We start from the raw sequence: 21,674 nt of genomic DNA on the forward strand, positions 1-21,674 counted from the left end.
ATAAATATATTGATTAATTATAATATAAGCTTTTATGCCAACAAAGGCTTTGTTGAATAAATCAGAATTAGCCGCCAGGATGGCTCCCTCTGCTACAGCTGTTATCCGATCCTGACGCTGTGTGGCATACCCAACAACGTCATACGGTTCAGCGCTTTGACCATCGCCATTGCTTCACCTACCTGAGCCTCATAGTCACGCAGCCTCAGATGGCCACCCAGCAAAGTTTTTATGCGGAACATCGCTTATGCGGAACATCGCTGTTTCTGCCACTGAACGCCGGTGATAACCCACTTTCTTTTTCCACATATCATTACTCCTGCTCAGACGCTGATTCGCCACCGCATGGTTACGTTCATGGTAATTTGTCCGGCCAGTATTTCGCTTCGCTTCGCGGCGGGATAAGGGGCCTGATTTTCTTTCTTAGCAACGCATCTTGGCAGTAACAGGCGTCATAAGCACCGTCTGCTGACACTTCCCTGATTTTCCGGTGGTTTTGGTTAATCAGGCCCGGCAGTGCCTGCGCATCTGTCGTTCCGCTGAGCGATAAGTCGGCACAGATAATCTCATGAGTCACACTGTCTGCTGCCAGATGAAGCTTGCGCCACACTCTTCGTCTGTCAGCCCCATGCTGCCTGACTTTCCTTTCACCTTCGCCAAAGACCTTCAGACCGGTACTGTCGATGACCAGATGCGAGATTTCACCACGCGTTGGCGTTTTTATGCTGATGTTGACGCTCTTTGCTCGTCTGCTGACCAGCGAGTAGTCCGGACAGCACAGCGGCAAAGACATGAGTTTAAAAATCGAATCAACGAAGCCCTGTAATGCCCGGAGCGACAGGTTAAACACACGCTTCATCATCAGGACAGTGGTAACAGCCATATCGCTGTAGTAAAGCGGCCGGCCACGACCTTCAGGCGAAGAACTGTCAGTCCATCCAGCGATGGCCGACTCATCAAGCCAGACCGTCAGGGAACCGCGTTGTCTGAGTGCCTTGTTGTACGCGGGCCAGTTGGTAATTTTAAACTTTTGCTTTGCCATGGGGACCTGATGTTGAAACGAATTTAGCGATCAGATCCGCCAATCACCTAAAAGTTCGATTTATTCAACAAAGCCTTAATATTGTAAATTTAAAGGCTACATAAATTTAATAAATAACCTTTATCGTTCTATTAAAAATGACAAATTATTAACCTGCAATTGATATTAATTACTTAATATAAAATAATCTATAAATTTAATAACTTCAATATCTTATTTGTGTTTTAAATAACTTCGATTCCCCACAATATCGATAAATTTTACTGGTTTATTTTGCTAATTACTTTGACTAATAAAATATTATCAAAAATCGAAAGGCCATTTTTGTGAGTAATTTAACTTACTCTTATGTAACGACAGATGCAAATTCTGCCGTTGCTTCCGTAGCATATCGACTCAATGAAATTATCGCAATTTATCCTATCACCCCTAGTTCTAGTATGGCCGAGCAAGCAGATATATGGGCAGCTAATCAGAGAAAAAATATTTGGCAAGACACACCCCAAATAATTGAGATGCAATCAGAAGCAGGTGCTATTGCAACAGTGCATGGAGTCCTGCAAACCGGCGCACTGGCGACCTCATTTACCTCATCGCAGGGATTATTATTGATGATCCCAACGCTTTATAAACTGGCTGGCCAATTACTGCCTTTTGTCTTACATGTCGCAGCCCGCACTGTCGCCACCCATGCCTTATCAATTTTTGGCGATCACTCCGATGTGATGGCGGTGCGGCAAACGCGTTGTGCTATGCTGTGTGCTAATAATGTGCCGCAAGCACAGGATTTTCCCGTCATTGCACAAATAGCTGCACTAAATAGTCGATTGCCATTTATCCATTTTTTCGATGGTTTTCGTACCTCACATGAAATCAACCAAATTCAGCCAATCTCCGATGAAATACTGCAAAAACTGATACCTGAGCAAGCAATAACAGAACATAGTCAACGTGCTTTGTCGCCAGAGGCCCCCACTATCCGAGGAACGGCAGCCAACCCAGACACCTATTTTCAAGCTCGTGAAGCTATTAATCCTTGGTATCTTGACGCTTACCAGCATGTTTTAAATGCCATGTTGGCCTTTGGTAATACTACTGGCCGTTACTATCAACCATTTGAATATAATGGCCATCCAGATGCTGAGCGGATTATCATTTTAATGGGATCAGCGGCCGTACCTTGTGAAGAGGTTATCGATCAACTGCTGACACAAAATGAAAAAGTCGGCATGGTAAAAGTTCATTTTTTTCGCCCTTTTTCTGCCCAGCACTTGCTTAACGAAGTGCCACTATCAGTAAAATCGATTGCCGTTCTTGATCGAACCAAGGAACCAGGATCACAAGCAGAACCGCTTTTCCTAGATATTATGACGGCATTTGCTGAATCATTTAGCCTGGGCCAACGTGATAAGTTACCTAATGTTATTTCTGGTCGCTATGGCTTGTCCTCAAAAGAGTTTGATCCTGACTGTGTGTTCACCATGTTTCATCAACTTAAACTACCAAAACCCAAACCACGTTTTACTATTGGCATTCATGATGATGTTACCGGACTGTATTTACCGATGATTAAAGCATCACTACCTAATACACACAAATTAGCCGCTTTATTTTATGGATTAGGTAGTGATGGTTCGGTATCGGCTACCAAAAATACGATCAAACTTATTGACAACCATACTCCTTTATTTCCACAGCGATATTTCGTTTACGACTCTAAAAAAGCAGGCGGGCTAACGGTTTCACATTTACGCATTAACCACCATCCGCTTTATTCCTCATACCTTATTAAGCAGGCTGATTTTATTGGTTGTCATCAATGGCAATTTATTCATAAATACCAGTTGATTGAAAAATTAAAACCCGGCGGTATTTTTTTAATCAATGCTCTTTATAAATCTGATCAAATCTGGCATCATCTGCCGCAAGAAATACAATATCTGCTGCGGCAGAAACAAGCACAATGTTATACCATTAATGCTTATCAAATCGCCCGACAATGCCAATTGGGTGGCCTTATCAATACTATTATGCAAACCGCTTTTTTCTATTTGACACAATTATTGCCAATGCCTGAAGCTTCACTGCGATTAAAAGAGGCACTTAGCCAAAGTTATGGCAAAAAAGGCGCCAATATCATTGAAAATAATATTAACGCTATTGATCTTACCATTAAGGCAATAGAAAAATTTGATTTACAGGAGATTGATATCACTAGCCTTTGCCGACCCGCTACCGTAGCCCATGATGCCCCTGATTTTGTAAAAAACGTTACCGCAGCAATGATCGCAGATTTAGATGATATTCTACCCGTGTCAGTATTTCCACCCGATGGCAGATGGCCAACAGGCACGACAAAATGGGAAAAACGCAATATCGCCGAAACAATCCCTATCTGTCAACCTGATCTCTGTACCCAATGTAATTATTGTGTTGCCGCCTGCCCTCATGCTGCTATTCGGGCAAAAATCACTTCTGCCGAAATACTGGAAGCAGCACCGACTAGTTTACCCTCTTTAGCAGTTAAATCTCGAGATATGCGAGGACTCAATTATATATTACAAGTAGTACCGGTTGTAATCTCTGTTATGAAGTTTGTCCAGCAAAAGAGCAGCAAAATCCACAAATCCGCGCTATCAATATGCAGCCACGAGTTGAACATATAGCGCCAGAAAAAATAAATTTCAATTTTTTCCTGCAAATTCCTGATATCGCCCCACATCAAATAGAGCGTATTGATATTCGTACTTCACAATTAATTACATCGTTATTTGAATATTCAGGTGCCTGTGCCGGCTGTGGGGAAACTCCTTATATAAAATTACTGACTCAATTATATGGTGACAGACTACTGATTGCTAACGCTACCGGCTGTTCATCTATTTACGGTGTTAATCTGCCAACAACTCCCTATACCAAGAATAGCGAGGGGCGAGGTCCCGCTTGGGCAAATTCCCTATTTGAAGATAACGCCGAGTTTGGCCTGGGATTTCGTTTGACATTAGAACAGCATAAAAGAAGGGTTTCTCGTCTGCTAGATAGCTTCGCTGAACAATTACCAATAACGCTAATTAATCAACTAAAAGATGATTCTTTATCTATTGAGATAAAGCGTGAATTAATTAATCAGTTACAATCATTGCTGGATAATATCAATACTATTGAAGCTCAACAATTAAGTACCGATGCTCACTATTTGCTTTATAAATCAGTATGGATCATTGGTGGTGATGGTTGGGCCTACGATATTGGTTATGGTGGCTTAGATCATGTACTCCATAGTGGCGAAAATATCAATGTTCTGGTGCTAGATACACAATGCTATTCCAACACCGGGGGACAGCAATCAAAAGCGATGCCCATCGGTGCGGTGACTAAGTTTGGTCAAAATGGCAAACAAAAAACCCGTAAAGATCTGGGAATAACCATGATGATGTATGGACATGTATTTGTGGCCCAAATCGCTATTGGCGCCCAAATGAATCAGAAAGTTAAGGCGATTCAGGAAGCTGCCGCCTATTCAGGACCATCACTCATTATCGCTTATAGCCCTTGTGAAGAGCATGGTTATGATCTTGCCTATAGCCATCAACAAACCAAACAACTAACAGCAGCTGGATTTTGGCCATGATATCGTTTTGATCCTCAACGTAGTCAGGCAGGAAAAGCAGCGTTAATACTTGATTCAAGAGCACCGAACGCATCGCTTGCGGATATCTTACAAAAAGAGCAGCACTTTTCTCAATTAACCAGACAACTACCTGAACAAGCGGAAATATTGGCAAAACAAGCAGAAATAGCGACACAAAAGCGCTACGCTTTACTTGAATTACTTGCCAAACAGGATACTAACTAAGGTAGTATAGGTCGCAATCCTGCTGATTAAAACACAGCGTTGATCAATAAAGCCGCTTATCAATTTAGCGGCTTTATTAACTTTAACTTATTACCAGTAATTATCGCATTTATCGTTTAGGAATAATTAACACCTGTCCAGGATAAATTTTATTTGGATACTTCAACATCGGCTTATTTGCTTCAAAAATTTGCTGATAAAGATTAGCATCACCATAAACTTTTTTCGATTTCGCCAAAGTTAGGCATAAATCATCATTGATAAAGCAATATTGATGGTGGGATCGTACAGGATAACTCGGCCTATTGCCTCGCCCTGCGGGTCGTTGTACTTCGCACAACGCTGTCTCGCTTCGCTCGGCTCGGACCTGTGACCAATTGATTAAAAGTCAACTGCTCTACCGACTGAGCTAACGACCCTCTTAATAGCAAAACACAGCATAAATAATTTAAACAAATAATGCTTTATTTTTTGGATGAATGGTGGGCGATACCAGATTCGAACTGATGACCCCCTCCTTGTAAGGGAGATGCTCTACCAACTGAGCTAATCGCCCAATCATAACTAAATCATCACAACAATTGGTGGGCGATACCAGATTCGAACTGATGACCCCCTCCTTGTAATGGAGATGCTCTACCAACTGAGCTAATCGCCCGTCGTGATGGAGGTGCATTATAGGGAGAGTTCTGCATGAGTCAACGGTTTTTCTAAGGAAAATATCCGTTCGTTGCAAAATTAAGCAAGATGCACCAAATATTATTGACGCTAAATAATATTTATTTAAACTTATTTAGTCTAGCTCCTATCAGCATAAATTAAGCAGTTTTACCATTAAATTAGCAAAATAAAGTATCATTATCGCGCTAACAGAATTGAGGAATTAAGTTGCAGTGATAAAATAACCAACTGTAAATTTATCACTAGACTAGATTCGATATAAAAAAAGATCATTAAGGCAATCCTAATGAATAAAATAAAAACCCGTTTTGCACCAAGTCCAACCGGTTATCTTCACGTCGGCGGTGCTCGTACCGCACTCTATTCATGGCTTTATAGTCGACATAATAACGGAGAGTTTGTCTTACGTATTGAAGACACCGATCTTGAGCGTTCAACACAAGAAGCCATTGACGCCATAATGGATGGAATGAACTGGTTAAGTTTAAATTGGGATGAAGGTCCTTACTATCAAACTAAACGCTTCGATCGTTATCATGCAGTTATCGATCAAATGCTTAGTGCAGGGACAGCTTATCGCTGTTACTGTTCTAAAACACGGTTAGACAATTTACGTGAAGAACAGATGGCTAGAGGCGAAAAACCACGTTACGATGGCTATTGCCACTCGCATGCTCATAACCATACACCGAATGAACCTCACGTAGTGCGCTTTCGCAACCCCCAACAAGGCTCTGTTATTTTTGAAGACCAAATCCGTGGCCCAATTGAATTTAGCAATCTTGAGCTAGATGATCTCATTATACGCCGAACCGATGGCTCTCCTACCTATAATTTCTGTGTTGTTATTGATGACTGGGATATGAAAATCACCCATGTGATCCGTGGTGAAGATCATATTAATAATACCCCACGGCAAATTAACATATTAACCGCTCTCGGTGCGCCAATACCTGTATATGCGCATGTTTCAATGATCTTGGGTAATGATGGTAAAAAATTATCTAAGCGTCATGGCGCAGTTAGTGTCATGCAATACCGAGATGACGGTTATCTACCAGAAGCCTTATTAAACTATTTGGTTCGTCTCGGGTGGTCCCATGGTGATCAAGAAATTTTTAACCGCGAGGAAATGATCAGTTATTTTTCCTTAGATGCAATTAATAAATCCGCCAGTGCCTTTAATACTGATAAATTATTATGGCTGAATCATCATTATATCAATTCATTACCGGCAGAATATGTTGCTACTCACTTAGCATGGCACATTGAACAGCAAGGTATTGATACCCACATTGGACCAAGATTAGCAGATTTAGTTAAGATTCTCGGTGAACGTTGTAAGACCTTAAAAGAAATAGCCAGTTCATGTCGCTATTTCTATCAGGATTTTGCTACATTCGACGGCGACGCCGCTAAAAAACATTTACGCCCGATAGCGCGCTTACCATTAGAAACCGTACGGACAAAATTGGCGGCTATTAGCAACTGGACATGTAAAAATGTTCATCATGCAATCGAAGCAACGGCTACAGAACTGGAAATTGGGATGGGTAAAGTGGGTATGCCTCTGCGGGTCGCTGTGACAGGAGCAGGTCAATCACCTAGTGTTGATGCCACTGTACATGCCATTGGCCAAAATCGTTCATTAAAACGCATTGATAACGCTTTGGTTTATATTAATGAGCGTGAAAATAGGGTTAGCGAATAAAATTAACTTAGCATAACGGCACATTTCACTGTGCCTTTTTTCTTAACACTAAGCTGTATGAGCATTTTTTCAACGGTTAAACACTATTTTCCTATTAATCGATTGACAGTCTTATTCAGCTTGTATATTATGCGCCCGTCCAATCGACTTTGTGTAGGGGCTATAGCTCAGCTGGGAGAGCGCTTGCATGGCATGCAAGAGGTCAGCGGTTCGATCCCGCTTAGCTCCACCAAATTTAAATTCTAGCCAATTTAGATTTAATCAATATTAAACCCCATTACTTACTATGAATGCTTTAGTGGCTTAACTAAGTTGTCTAGCCATTCCACTTTGACTGTTAACGTCATTTCCATTAAATAACCTAGTATTCCTTGAGGAAATTCACCTTTACGTGCAAACCAAAGTAAATATTCTTCGGGTAAATCAATCAAAACCCGTCCTTTGTATTTACCGAATGGCATAACGGTATTAGCAATATCGATCAGATCCTGTTTCTGCATGCAAAATTCCACTATATTATTGGTTAATAGAACCAAACACGGCATTCGTTAATCAAGAATGCCGCTTTGCAAACATACTGTCAAATTATCACAAAACTAATCCCGTTATTGCTGCCGATAAGAAACTTACTAGCGTGGAACCATATAATAATTTTAAGCCAAAGCTAGAGACAACATTTCCCTTCTTTTCATTGAGCCCTTTTATTGCTCCTGCAACAATGCCTATTGATGAAAAATTAGCAAAAGAAACTAAAAAAACCGACAAAATACCTACTGAACGAGGGGATAATTCAGCGGCAACTTGTTGCAAATATCCCATAGCGACAAATTCATTAGATACTAATTTGGTGGCCATAATACTACCTACTTTAAGTGCATCTTCAGCAGGTATACCCAAGATCCATGCTAATGGATAAAACACATAGCCTAAACAATCCTGAAAGCTTATTCCTATCACTGCACTGAAAATGGCGTTAATTCCAGCAATAATCGCAATAAATCCTATCAACATTGCCGCTACAATCAAAGCAACTTTAAAACCAGCCAGAATATATTCGCCTAACATTTCAAAAAAACTTTGTCCATCATGAAGATGACTGACTTGAATATCTTCTTCTTCGTCAACCGAATAGGGATTAATTAATGATAGAATAATGAATGTACTAAACATATTCAGGATCAGCGCGGCTTTGTTGAATAAATCAGAATTAGCCGACAGGATGGCTCCCTCTGCTACAGCTGTTATCCGATCCTGACGCTGTGTGGCATACCCAACAACGTCATACGGTTCAGCGCTTTGACCATCGCCATTGCTTCACCTACCTGAGCCTCATAGTCACGCAGCCTCAGATGGCCACCCAGCAAAGTTTTTATGCGGAACATCGCTGTTTCTGCCACTGAACGCCGGTGATAACCCACTTTCTTTTTCCACATATCATTACTCCTGCTCAGACGCTGATTCGCCACCGCATGGTTACGTTCATGGTACTTGTCCGGCCAGTATTTCGCTCCGCTTCGCGGCGGGATAAGGGGCCTGATTTTCTTTCTTAGCAACGCATCGTGGCAGTAACAGGCGTCATAAGCACCGTCTGCTGACACTTCCCTGATTTTCCGGTGGGTTTGGTTAATCAGGCCCGGCAGTGCCTGCGCATCTGTCGTTCCGCTGAGCGATAAGTCGGCACAGATAATCTCATGAGTCACACTGTCTGCTGCCAGATGAAGCTTGCGCCACACTCTTCGTCTGTCAGCCCCATGCTGCCTGACTTTCCATTCACCTTCGCCAAAGACCTTCAGACCGGTACTGTCGATGACCAGATGCGAGATTTCACCACGCGTTGGCGTTTTTATGCTGATGTTGACGCTCTTTGCTCGTCTGCTGACCAGCGAGTAGTCCGGACAGCACAGCGGCAAAGACATGAGTTTAAAAATCGAATCAACGAAGCCCTGTAATGCCCGGAGCGACAGGTTAAACACACGCTTCATCATCAGGACAGTGGTAACAGCCATATCGCTGTAGTAAAGCGGCCGGCCACGACCTTCAGGCGAAGAACTGTCAGTCCATCCAGCGATGGCCGACTCATCAAGCCAGACCGTCAGGGAACCGCGTTGTCTGAGTGCCTTGTTGTACGCGGGCCAGTTGGTAATTTTAAACTTTTGCTTTGCCATGGGGACCTGATGTTGAAACGAATTTAGCGATCAGATCCGACAATCACCTAAAAGTTCGATTTATTCAACAAAGCCGATCAGCGCTGCAACGACATACTTAGGATCAAGCATTCCCATATAGGCGCCTACAATCTCCATAGAAACCGTCGACATGGCTGTTGCTGCCATCGTATACATCCGACGTGGTGACATTCGACTCAATATATCTTTATATGCAATAAAGTTTTCTGACTGACCAAGGATTAATGAACTGACCGCATTAAAAGATGCCAGTTTTCCCATACCATTAACTTTAGCCAGTAATGTTCCTATTATTTTAATAATAAAAGGTAGCACTTTGATATGTTGCAGGATGCCAATTAAAGCTGAAACAAAAATAATTGGACATAATACTCGCAAAAAGAAGGTAGCGAGATTTGCGTCCATCATTCCACCAAATACAAAATCAGTTCCTGCTGCGGCATAAACCAATAAATAGTCAAAAAATTTAGCAAATCCAGCCACAAATCCCTGACCAATATCTGAATTGAGGAAGAACCAGGCTAATATTAACTCAATAACTAATAGTTGAAAAACATAGCGAATGCGAATACTAGCACGATCGCTACTGGTTAAAATCGATAACCAACCAATAAGAATAATGGATAAAAGAAAGTGAAAAACGGCAGACATAAATATTTCCAAGTAGGTTTTTAATTTAACAAATAGTTATATTATTTTATGTAATAGAAAATAATTGGGCGTGATTTTAATCACTAAAAACCGTATTAAGTGGGTAATTTAGTGATTTAACTTGCTTATAGCTAATTGATGATGAATAAAAAGATTACGAAATCAAAGCAGTCAACATCCTGCGAATTACTACCTCGAAAAGCCATAAAAGATTAATGTTCTTGTAGTAACTCCATTAATTCATCCTCATTAATAATTTTTATTCCTAACTCATTTGCTTTTGCCAATTTAGAACCAGCAGCTTCACCTGCGATCACCAGATCGGTTTTTTTAGAAACACTGGCAGTGACTTTTGCGCAAAGTAATATTAACTTGTCTTTAAGCTCATCACGCGTTAAACGGTTTAATGTACCGGTTAAAACTAGTGTTTTACCGGTAAATGAACTATTGGTTTTCTTAACTGGTATAGCTGGCCAGCTAATACCAATTTCATTCACTAACTTATTAACAACATCGCGATTATGTTGTTCGTGAAAAAAATTAATAATATGCTTTGCTACTACCTCGCCAACATTGGGTACGGTTTTTAGCGACTCTATATCTGCTGACATGAGTGAAGTTAACGTCGCATAATGTGTCGCCAAATTGCCAGCCGTTGCTTCGCCAACTTCCCGAATACCCAACGCATAAATAAAGCGAGCTAATGTGGTTTGTTTGGATTTCTCAAGCGCATTAATTAGATTTTGCGCAGATTTTGGCCCCATACGCTCTAATCTGGCTAAAATATCAGGATTTAAACGGTAAAGATCGGCCGCTGTCTTTACATACTCTTTATCAACCAATTGATCAATAATCTTATCACCCATGCCCTCAATATCCATTGCTCGGCGCGAAACAAAGTGCTTCAAGGCCCCCTTACGTTGTGCGGCACAAATTAAACCACCAGTACAACGGATCACAGCCTCACCTTCGATACGTTCAATGGCTGAACCACAAACCGGGCAGTGAATAGGAAACCGAATTTCTCTGCTATCAGTAGAACGTCTTTCAGTGAGCACATTAACAATCTGCGGTATCACATCACCAGCTCTGCGAATAACGACGGTATCCCCAATGCGTATACCTAAACGTTCTATCTCATCAGCATTGTGCAATGTTGCATTGCTTACCGTGACCCCTGCAACCTGAACAGGCTCTAATCGGGCAACCGGTGTAATAGCACCGGTACGTCCTACTTGAAATTCAACATCATGCAATAAAGTTATCTGTTCTTGAGCGGGAAATTTAAATGCCGTTGCCCAACGAGGAGCTCGAGCAACAAAACCAAGCGCTTCTTGCAGCGACAACGGATCCACTTTAACAACGACACCATCGATATCAAAACCTAAGCCTAAACGCTCTTGCTCAATTTGATGGTAATAGGCTAAAACTTGTTGGCTATTTTGGCAAAGCGCTACCTTATCACTAACAGGTAAGTCCCATTTTTTAAACTGCATTAGACATTGATATTGGCTAGCCGGCAATTGTCCGCCCGCTAACAAGCCGAAACCATAACAAAAAAAGGCTAATGGCCTTTTGGCAGTAATACGAGGATCAAGCTGACGTAATGAGCCTGCTGCGGCATTACGTGGATTGGCAAAAATTTTACCATCATTACGCCGAGCTTCCTCATTCAGTTTTTCAAAACCGCGATGAGTCATAAAAACTTCACCACGAATTTCAATATGCGCAGGAATATTATCGCCGGTCAAACGGAGCGGAATTGCTCGAATGGTACGAATATTAGCCGTAATATTTTCGCCTGTTGTACCATCACCACGCGTCGCAGCCTGCACCAGTTCGCCATGTTCATATAACAGGCTAACCGCCAAACCATCTAATTTAAGTTCACAACAAAATGTCAACTGGCTATTATTTTTTAAACGATCATGTGCTCGTTTATCAAAGGCTAAATAACTCTCTTCATCAAAAACGTTATCTAATGACAGCATCGGTATTTCATGGCGTACCTGCTCAAAAGCCGTTAATGGCGCAGCACCAACCCGTTGTGTTGGCGAATCAGCAGTAATCCATTCTGAATGCTCAGCCTCCAATTTTTTCAATTCCTGCATCATCCGATCATATTCTGCATCGGGTATTTCAGGCGTATCTAATACATGATAAAGATATTCATGATGCCGTAATTGCTGTTTAAGCCGAACGAGATAATTTTGTTGTTCTTTCATTATTCACCATACAACTAAAGACAAAACCCCCGCTATCACGGGGGTTGATTACTAATCATCTAATATTTAAGTTAATGCTTTTCTAATTCGGCTATGATATTCCTCTATCATTTGGGGTGTCAGCATTTTGCGATCCTCATCAAGCACGACACCACCGACATCAGCCGCAATACGTTGTGCTGCTTGCAACATCAATTTGAAGTTTTGTGCTGAGTCACCATATGAAGGTACCATCATAAATATAGATATACCCTGAGTGGTGAAATCAGACATGGCCTCTAGCTCAAAAGAACCGGGTTTCACCATATTGGCTAAGCTAAATAAAATCTGCCCAGAACCAGAAGGATCAACATGACGATGAAAGATCTGCCTTTCACCAAACTGAAAACCCGATTGAAAAATACTTTGTAACAACAGATCACCGCCTAAAACTTGACCTTGCAGTGCCGCAACATGTAAAACAACAACAATATCCTTTTTATCAGCTTCATCAGCTAAGTTATTTTGTTGTTTTTCACCATCAGGATGTTCAACTCCACCAACAGCCTGTTGGCTGCTTTCTGCTGTGTTTGCTACGAAAGCGTCTTCCCTTTCTTCACTATTAATTGAATTTAGCGCAGGCTCAGAAATCTCAAGTTCAAGCTGTTTAGTCTGAACGCTCTTTTCTTGCTTAGCACGAGATCCAATTTCTACTTCAGTATCAGCTAGATGTGGATCATCGTTAGGTGTTTTCACTACCTTAGATGATTCAGATTTTCGGGAAGCAAATTGTTCATTTGCCTTCTGACTAGTCAATTTAGATGCTGATTGTTGTGCCTCCATCATTTTATCGCCAAGGGATGGATCGCCTGCACTCTCAGGTGTATCCTGACTATGTTGTTTACGGCGCTTCATAGGGCGATCTTTAAATAGCTTCGAACGCTCTTTACCACCTGTCCAAAAGCCATGTAACAGTAAAGCTATTATAGCTATCGCACCAACGACCACTAATATTAGACGCAAATCCTGCATCGCTCTATCTCTGTTGTTTGAAAAAATAATCGCCACCATGGCGGTATCATTATATTAAGAGTATTTGCCAATAACGTTAAGTGCAACCCTCTACATAATTTTCTTACAAAAAGTTAGATATTTATTCTTTTTTCGCTGTTTTTTTAGCCAACAAAAGACTAGCCAGCTAAAAATCATATCTATATGATACAAGATCAAACCTAAAGGAGATAATATGAAGTATGATTAATTCAATAAAATCACTAAAAACTGCGAATGGTTTCTATTATTTTGCTCAGGGATGGCAGCTAGTTACTCGTCCAGGTATAAGACGTTTTGTTATCTTACCCTTATTAGCAAATATTATTTTACTCGGTAGTGCCTTTTGGTGGCTTTATAGCAAATTAGGCGATTGGATCCAAACATTACTTTCTTATGTTCCCAGTTGGATGCAGTGGTTAAGTTATCTAATATGGCCTATTGCGATGATCTCTATTTTACTTATATTTGGCTACTTCTTTAGTACTATCGCCAATTTTATTGCTTCTCCTTTTAATGGCTGGTTAGCTGAAAAATTGGAAGCCGAATTAACAGGAACTCCCGCTCCAGATACCAGTTTTGCGGTACTTATCGCCGACATACCGCGGATCTTAGCGCGGGAAGTAACAAAATTATGTTACTACCTTATTCGTGTTATTCCGTTGCTGATCCTGTTTTTCATTCCCGGTATTGCTCAGACAATCGCACCAATTTTATGGTTTTTATTTGGTGCTTGGATGATGGCAATTCAATATTGTCATTATCCTTTTGATAACCATAAAGTAAAATTTGATCAAATGAAGTTGGCACTTGCCAATAATCGAACAACCAGTATCCAGTTTGGTGCAATAGTCAATTTGCTGACGATGATCCCTATTATCAATTTGGTTATCATGCCCGTCGCAATCTGCGGTGAAACAGCAATGTGAGTTGATCTCTACCGTCTGAAACATAACCGTCATTAACTCAAACGCTGAAGTTAGCTAAAATTTCTTACCCTAACTTCAGCTATCTCAGATAGTAATAATAATCAAAATAAATGATTGTGGCATATTTGATGTTAGTATCCGCAGTCAACATAAAAATTAAGCTTAATTTACTAAAAAATAGTTATTAGTTACCACCAAATATCCCGTTATATCAGTTAGTAAAAATTAATCAAAGCGACGATAAACACCTGTGCGATATAACGATAGGATAAATTTTTATTTCCAAAATAATTCGCTTAGCGTATGGTGATTAGTACTATATTTGAGCATGTTTATAGCTTCTGAAAAATAGTAAGGACGATCGATTAGCAACATCTTTGAAGATAACTCGCTAACTATTGGTCATACTCCATTAGTTCGTTTGAAACACTTTGGTAACGGAAATTTGTTAGCAAAAATCGAATCACGTAACCCCAGTTTTAGCGTAAAATGCCGCATTGGTGCCAATATGATTTGGGACGCAGAAAAAAAAGGTCTGTTAACCCCTAAACTAGACAAATTGACAACCAATAAAACTTTAATCGAGCCGACCAGTGGCAATACCGGAATTGCCCTGGCTTACGTTGCCGCTGCGCGTGGATATAAGCTTACCTTGACCATGCCTGAAACTATGAGCCTTGAGCGGCGTAAATTATTAAAAGCGCTTGGCGCTAATTTAGTCCTAACTGAAGGTGCTAAGGGCATGAAGGGCGCCATTGAAAAAGCCATCGAAATTGTTGCCACTGCTCTGGATCGTTATCTTCTTTTGCAACAATTTAATAATCCAGCCAATCCTGAAATTCACCAAAAAACCACTGGACCTGAAATTTGGCAAGATACTGATGGTGAGATAGCAGCTGTCTTGGCTGGAGTTGGTACCGGTGGTACAATTACTGGCATCGGCCGTTATCTAAAAAAGAAAGCAGGCGGTGAAGCCATTAAAATGATTGCTGTCGAGCCAGCCGCATCGCCAGTAATAAGCCAGACATTAGCTGGCCTAGAAATAAAACCTGGTCCACATAAAATCCAAGGCATAGGTGCTAGTTTTATCCATGATAACCTGGATCTTGCTCTTATTGATGATGTGTTTGCTATTAGTGATGACGAAGCGATACAAACCGCTCGGCTAATTATGCAAAAAGAAGGTATTTTAGCCGGTATATCGTCAGGCGCTGCAGTTGCCGCAGCGGTAAAATTAGCGGCAAAACCGGCATTTCAAAATAAGAATATTGTGGTTATTTTACCTTCTTCCGGTGAACTTTATTTGAGTACAGATTTATTTTCTGCTGCCAATGCAAGCTAATGACTATTTTTGCGCACAATTAGCTAAAAAAGCGCTTTAAAAGTGCTTTTTTTGTGTCGTAGATCAAAGTTTAGTGTGTATTAAGATGATTTCTTGAAACGAGTTTAGTATTTAAGTCATTAATTATTTCGACAATCGAAATTAATCAAAAAATAAGCAGTGAAAATTTACAAATAGGGCATAAACTAGGCAAATTAACATGTCTGGCTCTATAATGTCGATATACATAAAATTTATGTTTGATAATGGAAAAAAACGTTTTTCTTTTATTATCACTGAAAAGTAATACGCAAATCCAGATTATTTCAGCTAAAATATTTTGGATTTACTAATAAAAAATATTAAGTTTGTTGAGGGAAAAAATATGTTCCAACAAGAAGTCACCATCACAGCACCTAATGGTCTTCACACTCGCCCGGCTGCTCAGTTTGTCAAAGAGGCAAAAAGTTTTTCTTCTGAAATTACACTTTCCTATAACGGCAAATCTGCGAGCGCTAAAAGTTTATTTAAACTACAAACACTCGGCCTGACTCAAGGAACTGTTGTCACTATTTCTGCTGAAGGTGAAGATGAGCAGAAAGCAGTAGAACATCTAGTTAAACTAATGGCCGAATTGGAGTAATGACATACGGGCAATATAACATTTATTTTCTATTTTTTATCCCTGGGTATCTTTATCTGGGGATATCTATTTAACCATAAGTATCAAAGCCAGTCCTATGAGCTAGCTCTTTTTCGCCCATTGGTAGTAAGGTAACATTTATGATTTCAGGAATTTCAGTATCACCAGGTATCGCCTTCGGCAAGGCATTAATTCTTAAAGAAGCGCCAATTGTTGTCAATCAAAAGAAAATTTCTGACGACCAAATTGACAGTGAAATTAACCGTTTTATTGCTGGACGCGAAAAAGCAATAGCACAATTAAAAACGATAAAAAAAACCGCAGAAAAAAATCTTGGTGAAGAAAAAGCGGAAATATTTGAAGGTCATATAATGCTGCTTGAAGATGAAGAACTTGAGCAGGAAATTTTTTCTTTCATCAAAAAAGAGCACAAAACTGCGGATGCTGCAGCCCAAAAAGTGATTGAAGAACAAGCCACAGCATTAGAAGAATTGAATGACGAATACCTCAAGGAACGTGCCGCTGACGTCAGAGATATTGGTAAACGCCTGCTAAAAAATATTTTAGGGTTGCCTATTGTTGAGCTTGGTTCAATTACAGAAGAAGTCATTTTGGTTGCGGCAGATCTTACCCCGTCTGAAACCGCACAATTAAAATTGAAGAAAGTGCTTGGCTTTATTACTGATATAGGCGGACGCACTTCTCATACTTCAATTATGGCCAGATCGCTGGAAATTCCTGCTATTGTTGGCACAAGCAATGCAACGAAGAACATCCAACCAAACGATTATCTTGTTTTAGATGCTCTCAATAATCATATTTATCAAAATCCATCTGATAGTGAGATTGACAAGCTTAAACAAATTAAAGATGAGTATTTACGTGAAAAAAGTGAGCTCGCAAAATTGAAATATTTGCCCGCAATAACTTTAGATGGTCATCAAGTTGAAGGTTGCGCAAATATTGGTACTGTACGTGATGTAGAAGGTGCTGAGCGTAATGGTGCTGAAGGTGTGGGTCTGTACCGTACTGAATTTCTGTTTATGGATCGCAATAATTTACCTAGCGAAGAAGAACAATTTCAAGCTTATAAAGCGGTTGCAGAAGCTATGGGGCCACAGGCTATTATTATTCGTACCATGGATATTGGTGGGGATAAAGATCTTCCCTATATGAACCTACCGAAAGAAGAAAATCCTTTTCTTGGTTGGCGAGCAATTCGTATTTCCCTTGATCGCAAAGAAATCCTACACGCTCAATTACGTGCTATTTTAAGAGCCTCTGCCTTCGGCCATCTACGTATTATGTTTCCCATGATCATTTCTGTGGAAGAAATTCGCACCTTAAAAGAAGAGCTAGCTATACTTAAACAGCAATTAACCGAAGAAAAGCACGCTTTCGATCAGTCGATTGAAGTTGGGATTATGATTGAAACACCAGCAGCTGCGGTTATTGCGCATCATTTAGCAAAAGAAGTCGATTTTTTTAGCATCGGAACCAACGATCTAACACAGTATACCTTAGCGGTTGATCGCGGAAATGATCTGATTTCTCACCTTTATAATCCACTGTCTCCTTCAGTGTTAAAACTTATTAAACAAGTTATTGATGCTTCTCATGCAGAAGGAAAATGGACAGGTATGTGTGGTGAGCTTGCTGGTGATGAACGTGCTACACTATTATTACTTGGTATGGGATTAGATGAATTTAGTATGAGTGCAATCTCAATCCCAACTATTAAAAAAATTATCCGAAATGCAAATTTCAAAGATGCAAAAACATTAGCAGAACAAGCTCTTAATCAACCGACAGCGAAGGAATTGATGGATTTGGTTGAAACATTTATTAAAGAAAAAACACTTTGCTAAAATCATCAACCAACTCTTGACCCCATAAGAAAACAATTAATTAGGAGAAGATCCATGGGTCTGTTTGACAAACTCAAATCACTGGTTTCAGATGATAAAAATAGCACTGGCAATATTGATATTATTTCGCCAATTTCAGGTGAAGTTGTTAATATAGAAGATGTTCCAGATGTTGTTTTTGCCGAGAAAATTGTTGGTGATGGCATTGCTATCAAGCCTACTGGTAACAAAATTGTTGCTCCAGTTGATGGAACTATTGGTAAAATATTTGAAACGAACCATGCATTTTCTATCGAATCAGATAATGGTATTGAGTTATTTGTCCATTGCGGTATTGATACAGTTGAATTAAAGGGTGAAGGATTCACCCGCATAGCAGAGGAAGGACAAAAAGTACAAAAAGGAGATTTAGTGCTTGAACTTGATCTTCCTCTATTAGAAGAAAAAGCAAAATCGACATTAACACCTGTAGTCATTTCTAATATGGATGAAATAAAAGAACTAACTAAATTTAGTGGCTCTGTTGTTGTAGGTGAAACCGTTATTATGCAGATCAAAAAATAAACTACCATTCTTCCCTTCATTAATTATTAATGAAGGGAACTTCTTCCCTATTTCGCTATTTAATAACAATGATTGTTTACTATAAACAACTATTTATCTTTGATATTATTTAATTCAATTAAATAATCCGGTGGAAAGATAACGATCCCCTCGGTCACAAATAATAGTCACAATAACTGCCCCGGGGTTCTGTTTAGCAACGCGTAATGCCCCTGCCACAGCGCCTCCTGAACTAACACCACAAAAGATACCTTCATCTATTGCTAGGCTCTTCATCATTTGTTCTGCTTCTATCTGAGTGATATCCAATATTCTATCAACTTGTGCAGATCTGAATATACTTGGAATATAATCTTGAGACCAGCGCCGAACCCCTGGAATATAGCTATTTTCTGCTGGTTGCAAACCGATAATTTCTATTTTATTTGATTTAGATTTTAAATATTGTCTGACACCGGTAATTGTCCCAGTTGTCCCCATACTTGAGACAAAATGCGTGATGCGCCCTGCTGTCTGACGCCAAATTTCAGGGCCTGTCGTCATAAAATGGGCTAATGGATTATCAAAATTATTAAATTGATCAAGCACTTTACCTTCATTTCGAGATTGATCTCTAATTCACGATCACGAGCCACTTCCATCCCTTCCGCTTCACTAACCAAAACTATTGCAGCACCATAAGCTCGCATCACTGACTGACGTTCAACACTCATATTTTCCGGCATTAATAATTTTAGTTTATATCCCTTTATGGTGGCTATCATTGCCAATGCGATCCCTGTATTACCACTAGTTGCTTCAATTAAAGTATCACCAGGTGTAATTTGACCTCGTTTTTCTGTTTGCTGGATCATAAAAAGGGCAGCTCTATCTTTGACTGAACCGGCAGGATTATTACTCTCTAGTTTTACCCAAATTTCAGCATCCCTATTTTTAGTCAATCTTTTTAGCTTAACTAGTGGCGTATTACCAATAAATTTTTCCAAATAATCCACATTATTTACCTAATTATTTTTATTATAAAGAATAAAACAACGCTAATAGCAACATAAACAACAAAAATAGCTGATAATCCTTGCAACAAAGTTATAATATGCAACTTTGATTAAAGGATTTAAACAATTCAATTTTTATGTCATACCTTGATATAATTTATTACTAAATTAAATCATTATTGTGCAGACCAAATAATACCACTTACTTTCCAATTAGCTAAAACATCATTTGATGGCACTAGATTTTTGGGACCACTCCATTTGCCAGTAAAACGATAAGTAACATGGCTAGATTGAGGAGAAACACAATTGATAGTTAACATATTGGTTTGCTTTGAATCAGGGTAACAACTACCTTGCACTGCGTTTTGATAGATTTGCGAGAATAGTGTTCCTATTTTTGTATCCCATACTGTTTTAATATCTTCATCCACGATTTCGATTCGCTTAACTTCCCCATTCTCAACACCATAAATAACTATCTTTTCTTGAAAATTATTTATACCTTGGAAAAGAGACATTAATTGCCCCTGCTCAATTTGCATTCCAGAGCGAAAATGGTATCGGTTATTTAACGCTGCTGCAATAATCTGCTCTTCCATCGGGGTCATTTTATTAATCTGACCAACTCCGGTAGCGGAAATTTTAACTGAACTGGCAAACCAATTCATTGGATATAAACTTGACCATGAAATACTGCTACATCCGGTTAGTGATAATAGACTTGTTGCAAATGACACTTTTAAACAAAATAATCGGCTGTTGCCAAAAAGTTGTGGCATAAAAAACCCCTTAAAATTAATTTACAATATAATAAAAAAGTAAAAATATTAATAATTTTATTTAAAATTTGTTTATAATGTGTGAAATTAGCAGCGTGATAGAATACAAGTTAATAATCTACAAAAAAGTAAGTAAAACAAGTTTTTTCCAAATAAAGATGAAATTAACTTTTATTAATCTGATAGTTTAAAAATAATCCACTAATACCGATAAAAAATTTTCACAAAAAATAAATTAATAAAATTTTATATCAAAAAAGATAAATATTGGTATCATCAAATTAATTGCATTAATCACTCAAACGCTTGATCATCAATTAATCGTTGAGTTTATAAAATATTTTCCTGTTGTAACTCTTCGTAAGCCATTTTCTCACACATACAGATGGTAGCGTCATTCTCTTCAGGTACTAAAAACATAATTTGTGGGCAACCTTTAGCAATTAATTTTTTTCTAAACGACTAATTAATGCATTGGCAATCCCTCTACCACGGTATTCAGGGTGCACCGCTAAATAATAAGCAGATCCTTGATAACCATCGTATCCTCCCATGATGGTACCAACAACTTCACCTGCCATTTCAGCAACTAAAAAAAGATCTGCCCCCGATAACATTTTACGCTCGATATCTGCTTCAGGATCTCTATCTGTTTGAATTAGCGGACAAAGCCCCCATAATGTGATAATTTCTTCGAAATCATCTTGTTGAAATGTTCTTATTTCCATATTTTTTTACCTACTTAGTGAAGAATAAAGATTGGCATTCTTATTATCTAAACAAGAATGATGGTAGCAAAATAAAATGAATAAGATAGCGCCGAAAATGTTGATTTTATACTCCATGAATCATTATTTCACTTTTACATAATTTAATTTATTTACAATAAAATCATATTGTTATTACGTAAATTTATTATTCTGTTTATTTAACACCGCTCTACTTGGCTTTTCAATAGCAAATAATTAAAATGTACTAAAATAATAATACCAACACTAAATAATGTAAGAAGTTTATTGGATAAAATTCATTTTATATTAAATCCATTCCATTCTGACAATAAGAGAATAGATAAATACTTCTGCTTTTTAGCCGAAATTGGGTTGTGGTTAACTTTACTAACCGACAATTATAGTATTAACCATAGACTTAAACCGCCAACAACGACAGTTTTTGAATAGACTATAATTA

The 21,674-nt window shown here is 39.1% G+C and carries 11 protein-coding genes, 4 tRNA genes and 7 pseudogenes; 8 read left to right on the plus strand and 14 right to left on the minus strand.

Annotated features, from left to right (window positions below; all coding sequences use genetic code 11):
- Nucleotides 1-101 precede the first annotated feature (101 nt).
- Nucleotides 102-1,042, minus strand: a pseudogene (locus tag E3U36_RS02920) (IS5 family transposase).
- A gap of 326 nt (nucleotides 1,043-1,368) precedes the next feature.
- Between E3U36_RS02920 and nifJ the strand changes: the two are divergent.
- Nucleotides 1,369-4,898: pseudogene (nifJ, locus tag E3U36_RS02925) on the plus strand (pyruvate:ferredoxin (flavodoxin) oxidoreductase).
- Between the two features lie 109 nt (nucleotides 4,899-5,007).
- On the opposite strand, the pseudogene E3U36_RS02930 reads toward nifJ, so the two are convergent.
- The 4 genes and pseudogenes from E3U36_RS02930 to E3U36_RS02945 all read right to left on the minus strand — a co-directional run.
- A pseudogene (locus E3U36_RS02930) lies at nucleotides 5,008-5,133 on the minus strand (LysM peptidoglycan-binding domain-containing protein); the annotation flags it as partial.
- A 44-nt stretch (nucleotides 5,134-5,177) separates the two neighbouring features.
- Nucleotides 5,178-5,317, minus strand: a tRNA-Lys gene (locus E3U36_RS02935).
- 61 nt (nucleotides 5,318-5,378) lie between these two features.
- Nucleotides 5,379-5,454: transfer RNA gene (locus E3U36_RS02940), tRNA-Val, on the minus strand.
- 26 nt (nucleotides 5,455-5,480) lie between these two features.
- Nucleotides 5,481-5,556 (minus strand) — tRNA-Val (locus E3U36_RS02945).
- 309 nt (nucleotides 5,557-5,865) lie between these two features.
- On the opposite strand from E3U36_RS02945, the gene gltX reads away from it, so the two are divergent.
- Nucleotides 5,866-7,290 (plus strand): glutamate--tRNA ligase, encoded by a 1,425-nt coding sequence (gene gltX / locus E3U36_RS02950; RefSeq protein ID WP_180817043.1) that lies wholly within the window; start codon nucleotides 5,866-5,868, stop codon nucleotides 7,288-7,290.
- A gap of 156 nt (nucleotides 7,291-7,446) precedes the next feature.
- Nucleotides 7,447-7,522: transfer RNA gene (locus E3U36_RS02955), tRNA-Ala, on the plus strand.
- A gap of 52 nt (nucleotides 7,523-7,574) precedes the next feature.
- Here E3U36_RS02955 and E3U36_RS02960 read toward each other — a convergent pair.
- From E3U36_RS02960 to zipA, 6 genes and pseudogenes are all read right to left on the minus strand, one after another.
- Nucleotides 7,575-7,790, minus strand: a complete 216-nt coding sequence (locus E3U36_RS02960; protein ID WP_180817044.1) for a DUF3820 family protein — start codon at nucleotides 7,788-7,790, stop codon at nucleotides 7,575-7,577.
- Nucleotides 7,791-7,878: 88 nt separating this feature from the next.
- Nucleotides 7,879-8,487, minus strand: a pseudogene (locus E3U36_RS02965) (nucleoside transporter C-terminal domain-containing protein); the annotation flags it as partial.
- Between the two features lie 44 nt (nucleotides 8,488-8,531).
- Nucleotides 8,532-9,455 carry an IS5 family transposase gene (locus E3U36_RS02970; RefSeq protein ID WP_180816040.1) on the minus strand — a complete coding sequence of 308 codons (924 nt, stop codon included), beginning with the start codon at nucleotides 9,453-9,455 and terminating at the stop codon, nucleotides 8,532-8,534.
- A 75-nt stretch (nucleotides 9,456-9,530) separates the two neighbouring features.
- Nucleotides 9,531-10,127, minus strand: a pseudogene (locus E3U36_RS02975) (Na+ dependent nucleoside transporter N-terminal domain-containing protein); the annotation flags it as partial.
- Nucleotides 10,128-10,339: 212 nt separating this feature from the next.
- A complete protein-coding gene (ligA, locus tag E3U36_RS02980) occupies nucleotides 10,340-12,352 on the minus strand; it encodes an NAD-dependent DNA ligase LigA (RefSeq protein ID WP_180817046.1) in 2,013 nt (670 codons plus the stop codon).
- A gap of 66 nt (nucleotides 12,353-12,418) precedes the next feature.
- Nucleotides 12,419-13,363 carry a cell division protein ZipA gene (gene zipA, locus E3U36_RS02985; protein WP_180817509.1) on the minus strand — a complete coding sequence of 315 codons (945 nt, stop codon included), beginning with the start codon at nucleotides 13,361-13,363 and terminating at the stop codon, nucleotides 12,419-12,421.
- 221 nt (nucleotides 13,364-13,584) lie between these two features.
- On the opposite strand from zipA, the gene cysZ reads away from it, so the two are divergent.
- The 5 genes from cysZ to crr all read left to right on the plus strand — a co-directional run bounded on the left by cysZ (nucleotide 13,585) and on the right by crr (nucleotide 18,706).
- The gene (gene cysZ, locus E3U36_RS02990) at nucleotides 13,585-14,310 is read left to right on the plus strand and encodes a sulfate transporter CysZ (RefSeq protein ID WP_180817047.1); all 726 of its coding nucleotides are present in this window, start codon (nucleotides 13,585-13,587) and stop codon (nucleotides 14,308-14,310) included.
- Between the two features lie 364 nt (nucleotides 14,311-14,674).
- A complete protein-coding gene (cysK, locus tag E3U36_RS02995; RefSeq protein ID WP_180817510.1) occupies nucleotides 14,675-15,652 on the plus strand; it encodes a cysteine synthase A in 978 nt (325 codons plus the stop codon).
- A gap of 364 nt (nucleotides 15,653-16,016) precedes the next feature.
- Nucleotides 16,017-16,274, plus strand: coding sequence for a phosphocarrier protein Hpr (gene ptsH / locus E3U36_RS03000; RefSeq protein ID WP_032114730.1), 258 nt, complete (start codon nucleotides 16,017-16,019; stop codon nucleotides 16,272-16,274).
- A 140-nt stretch (nucleotides 16,275-16,414) separates the two neighbouring features.
- On the plus strand, nucleotides 16,415-18,142 hold the full coding sequence (gene ptsI / locus E3U36_RS03005; RefSeq protein WP_180817048.1) for a phosphoenolpyruvate-protein phosphotransferase PtsI: 1,728 nt from the start codon (nucleotides 16,415-16,417) through the stop codon (nucleotides 18,140-18,142).
- Between the two features lie 54 nt (nucleotides 18,143-18,196).
- Entirely contained in the window at nucleotides 18,197-18,706 is a 510-nt protein-coding gene (crr, locus tag E3U36_RS03010) for a PTS glucose transporter subunit IIA (protein WP_180817049.1), read from the plus strand.
- A gap of 114 nt (nucleotides 18,707-18,820) precedes the next feature.
- On the opposite strand, the pseudogene cysM reads toward crr, so the two are convergent.
- The 3 genes and pseudogenes from cysM to E3U36_RS03025 form a co-directional block, all read right to left on the minus strand.
- A pseudogene (cysM, locus tag E3U36_RS03015) lies at nucleotides 18,821-19,701 on the minus strand (cysteine synthase CysM).
- 176 nt (nucleotides 19,702-19,877) lie between these two features.
- Nucleotides 19,878-20,483 carry an RpoE-regulated lipoprotein gene (locus E3U36_RS03020; RefSeq protein ID WP_180817050.1) on the minus strand — a complete coding sequence of 202 codons (606 nt, stop codon included), beginning with the start codon at nucleotides 20,481-20,483 and terminating at the stop codon, nucleotides 19,878-19,880.
- A 330-nt stretch (nucleotides 20,484-20,813) separates the two neighbouring features.
- Nucleotides 20,814-21,211 (minus strand): annotated as a pseudogene (locus tag E3U36_RS03025) (GNAT family acetyltransferase).
- Nucleotides 21,212-21,674: the final 463 nt, after the last annotated feature.

This window comes from Arsenophonus endosymbiont of Aphis craccivora, from assembly GCF_013460135.1.
GTDB lineage: Bacteria > Pseudomonadota > Gammaproteobacteria > Enterobacterales > Enterobacteriaceae > Arsenophonus > Arsenophonus nilaparvatae.

Bases quoted from the DNA above. Each gene is read 5' to 3' on its own strand.
- ptsH (WP_032114730.1), top strand. From the start codon at position 16,017: ATGTTCCAACAAGAAGTCACCATCACAGCACCTAATGGTCTTCACACT.
- ligA (WP_180817046.1), bottom strand. From the start codon at position 12,352: ATGAAAGAACAACAAAATTATCTCGTTCGGCTTAAACAGCAATTACGG.
- cysZ (WP_180817047.1), top strand. From the start codon at position 13,585: ATGATTAATTCAATAAAATCACTAAAAACTGCGAATGGTTTCTATTAT.
- crr (WP_180817049.1), top strand. From the start codon at position 18,197: ATGGGTCTGTTTGACAAACTCAAATCACTGGTTTCAGATGATAAAAAT.
- E3U36_RS02960 (WP_180817044.1), bottom strand. From the start codon at position 7,790: ATGCAGAAACAGGATCTGATCGATATTGCTAATACCGTTATGCCATTC.
- E3U36_RS03020 (WP_180817050.1), bottom strand. From the start codon at position 20,483: ATGCCACAACTTTTTGGCAACAGCCGATTATTTTGTTTAAAAGTGTCA.
- ptsI (WP_180817048.1), top strand. From the start codon at position 16,415: ATGATTTCAGGAATTTCAGTATCACCAGGTATCGCCTTCGGCAAGGCA.
- zipA (WP_180817509.1), bottom strand. From the start codon at position 13,363: ATGCAGGATTTGCGTCTAATATTAGTGGTCGTTGGTGCGATAGCTATA.
- E3U36_RS02970 (WP_180816040.1), bottom strand. From the start codon at position 9,455: ATGGCAAAGCAAAAGTTTAAAATTACCAACTGGCCCGCGTACAACAAG.
- gltX (WP_180817043.1), top strand. From the start codon at position 5,866: ATGAATAAAATAAAAACCCGTTTTGCACCAAGTCCAACCGGTTATCTT.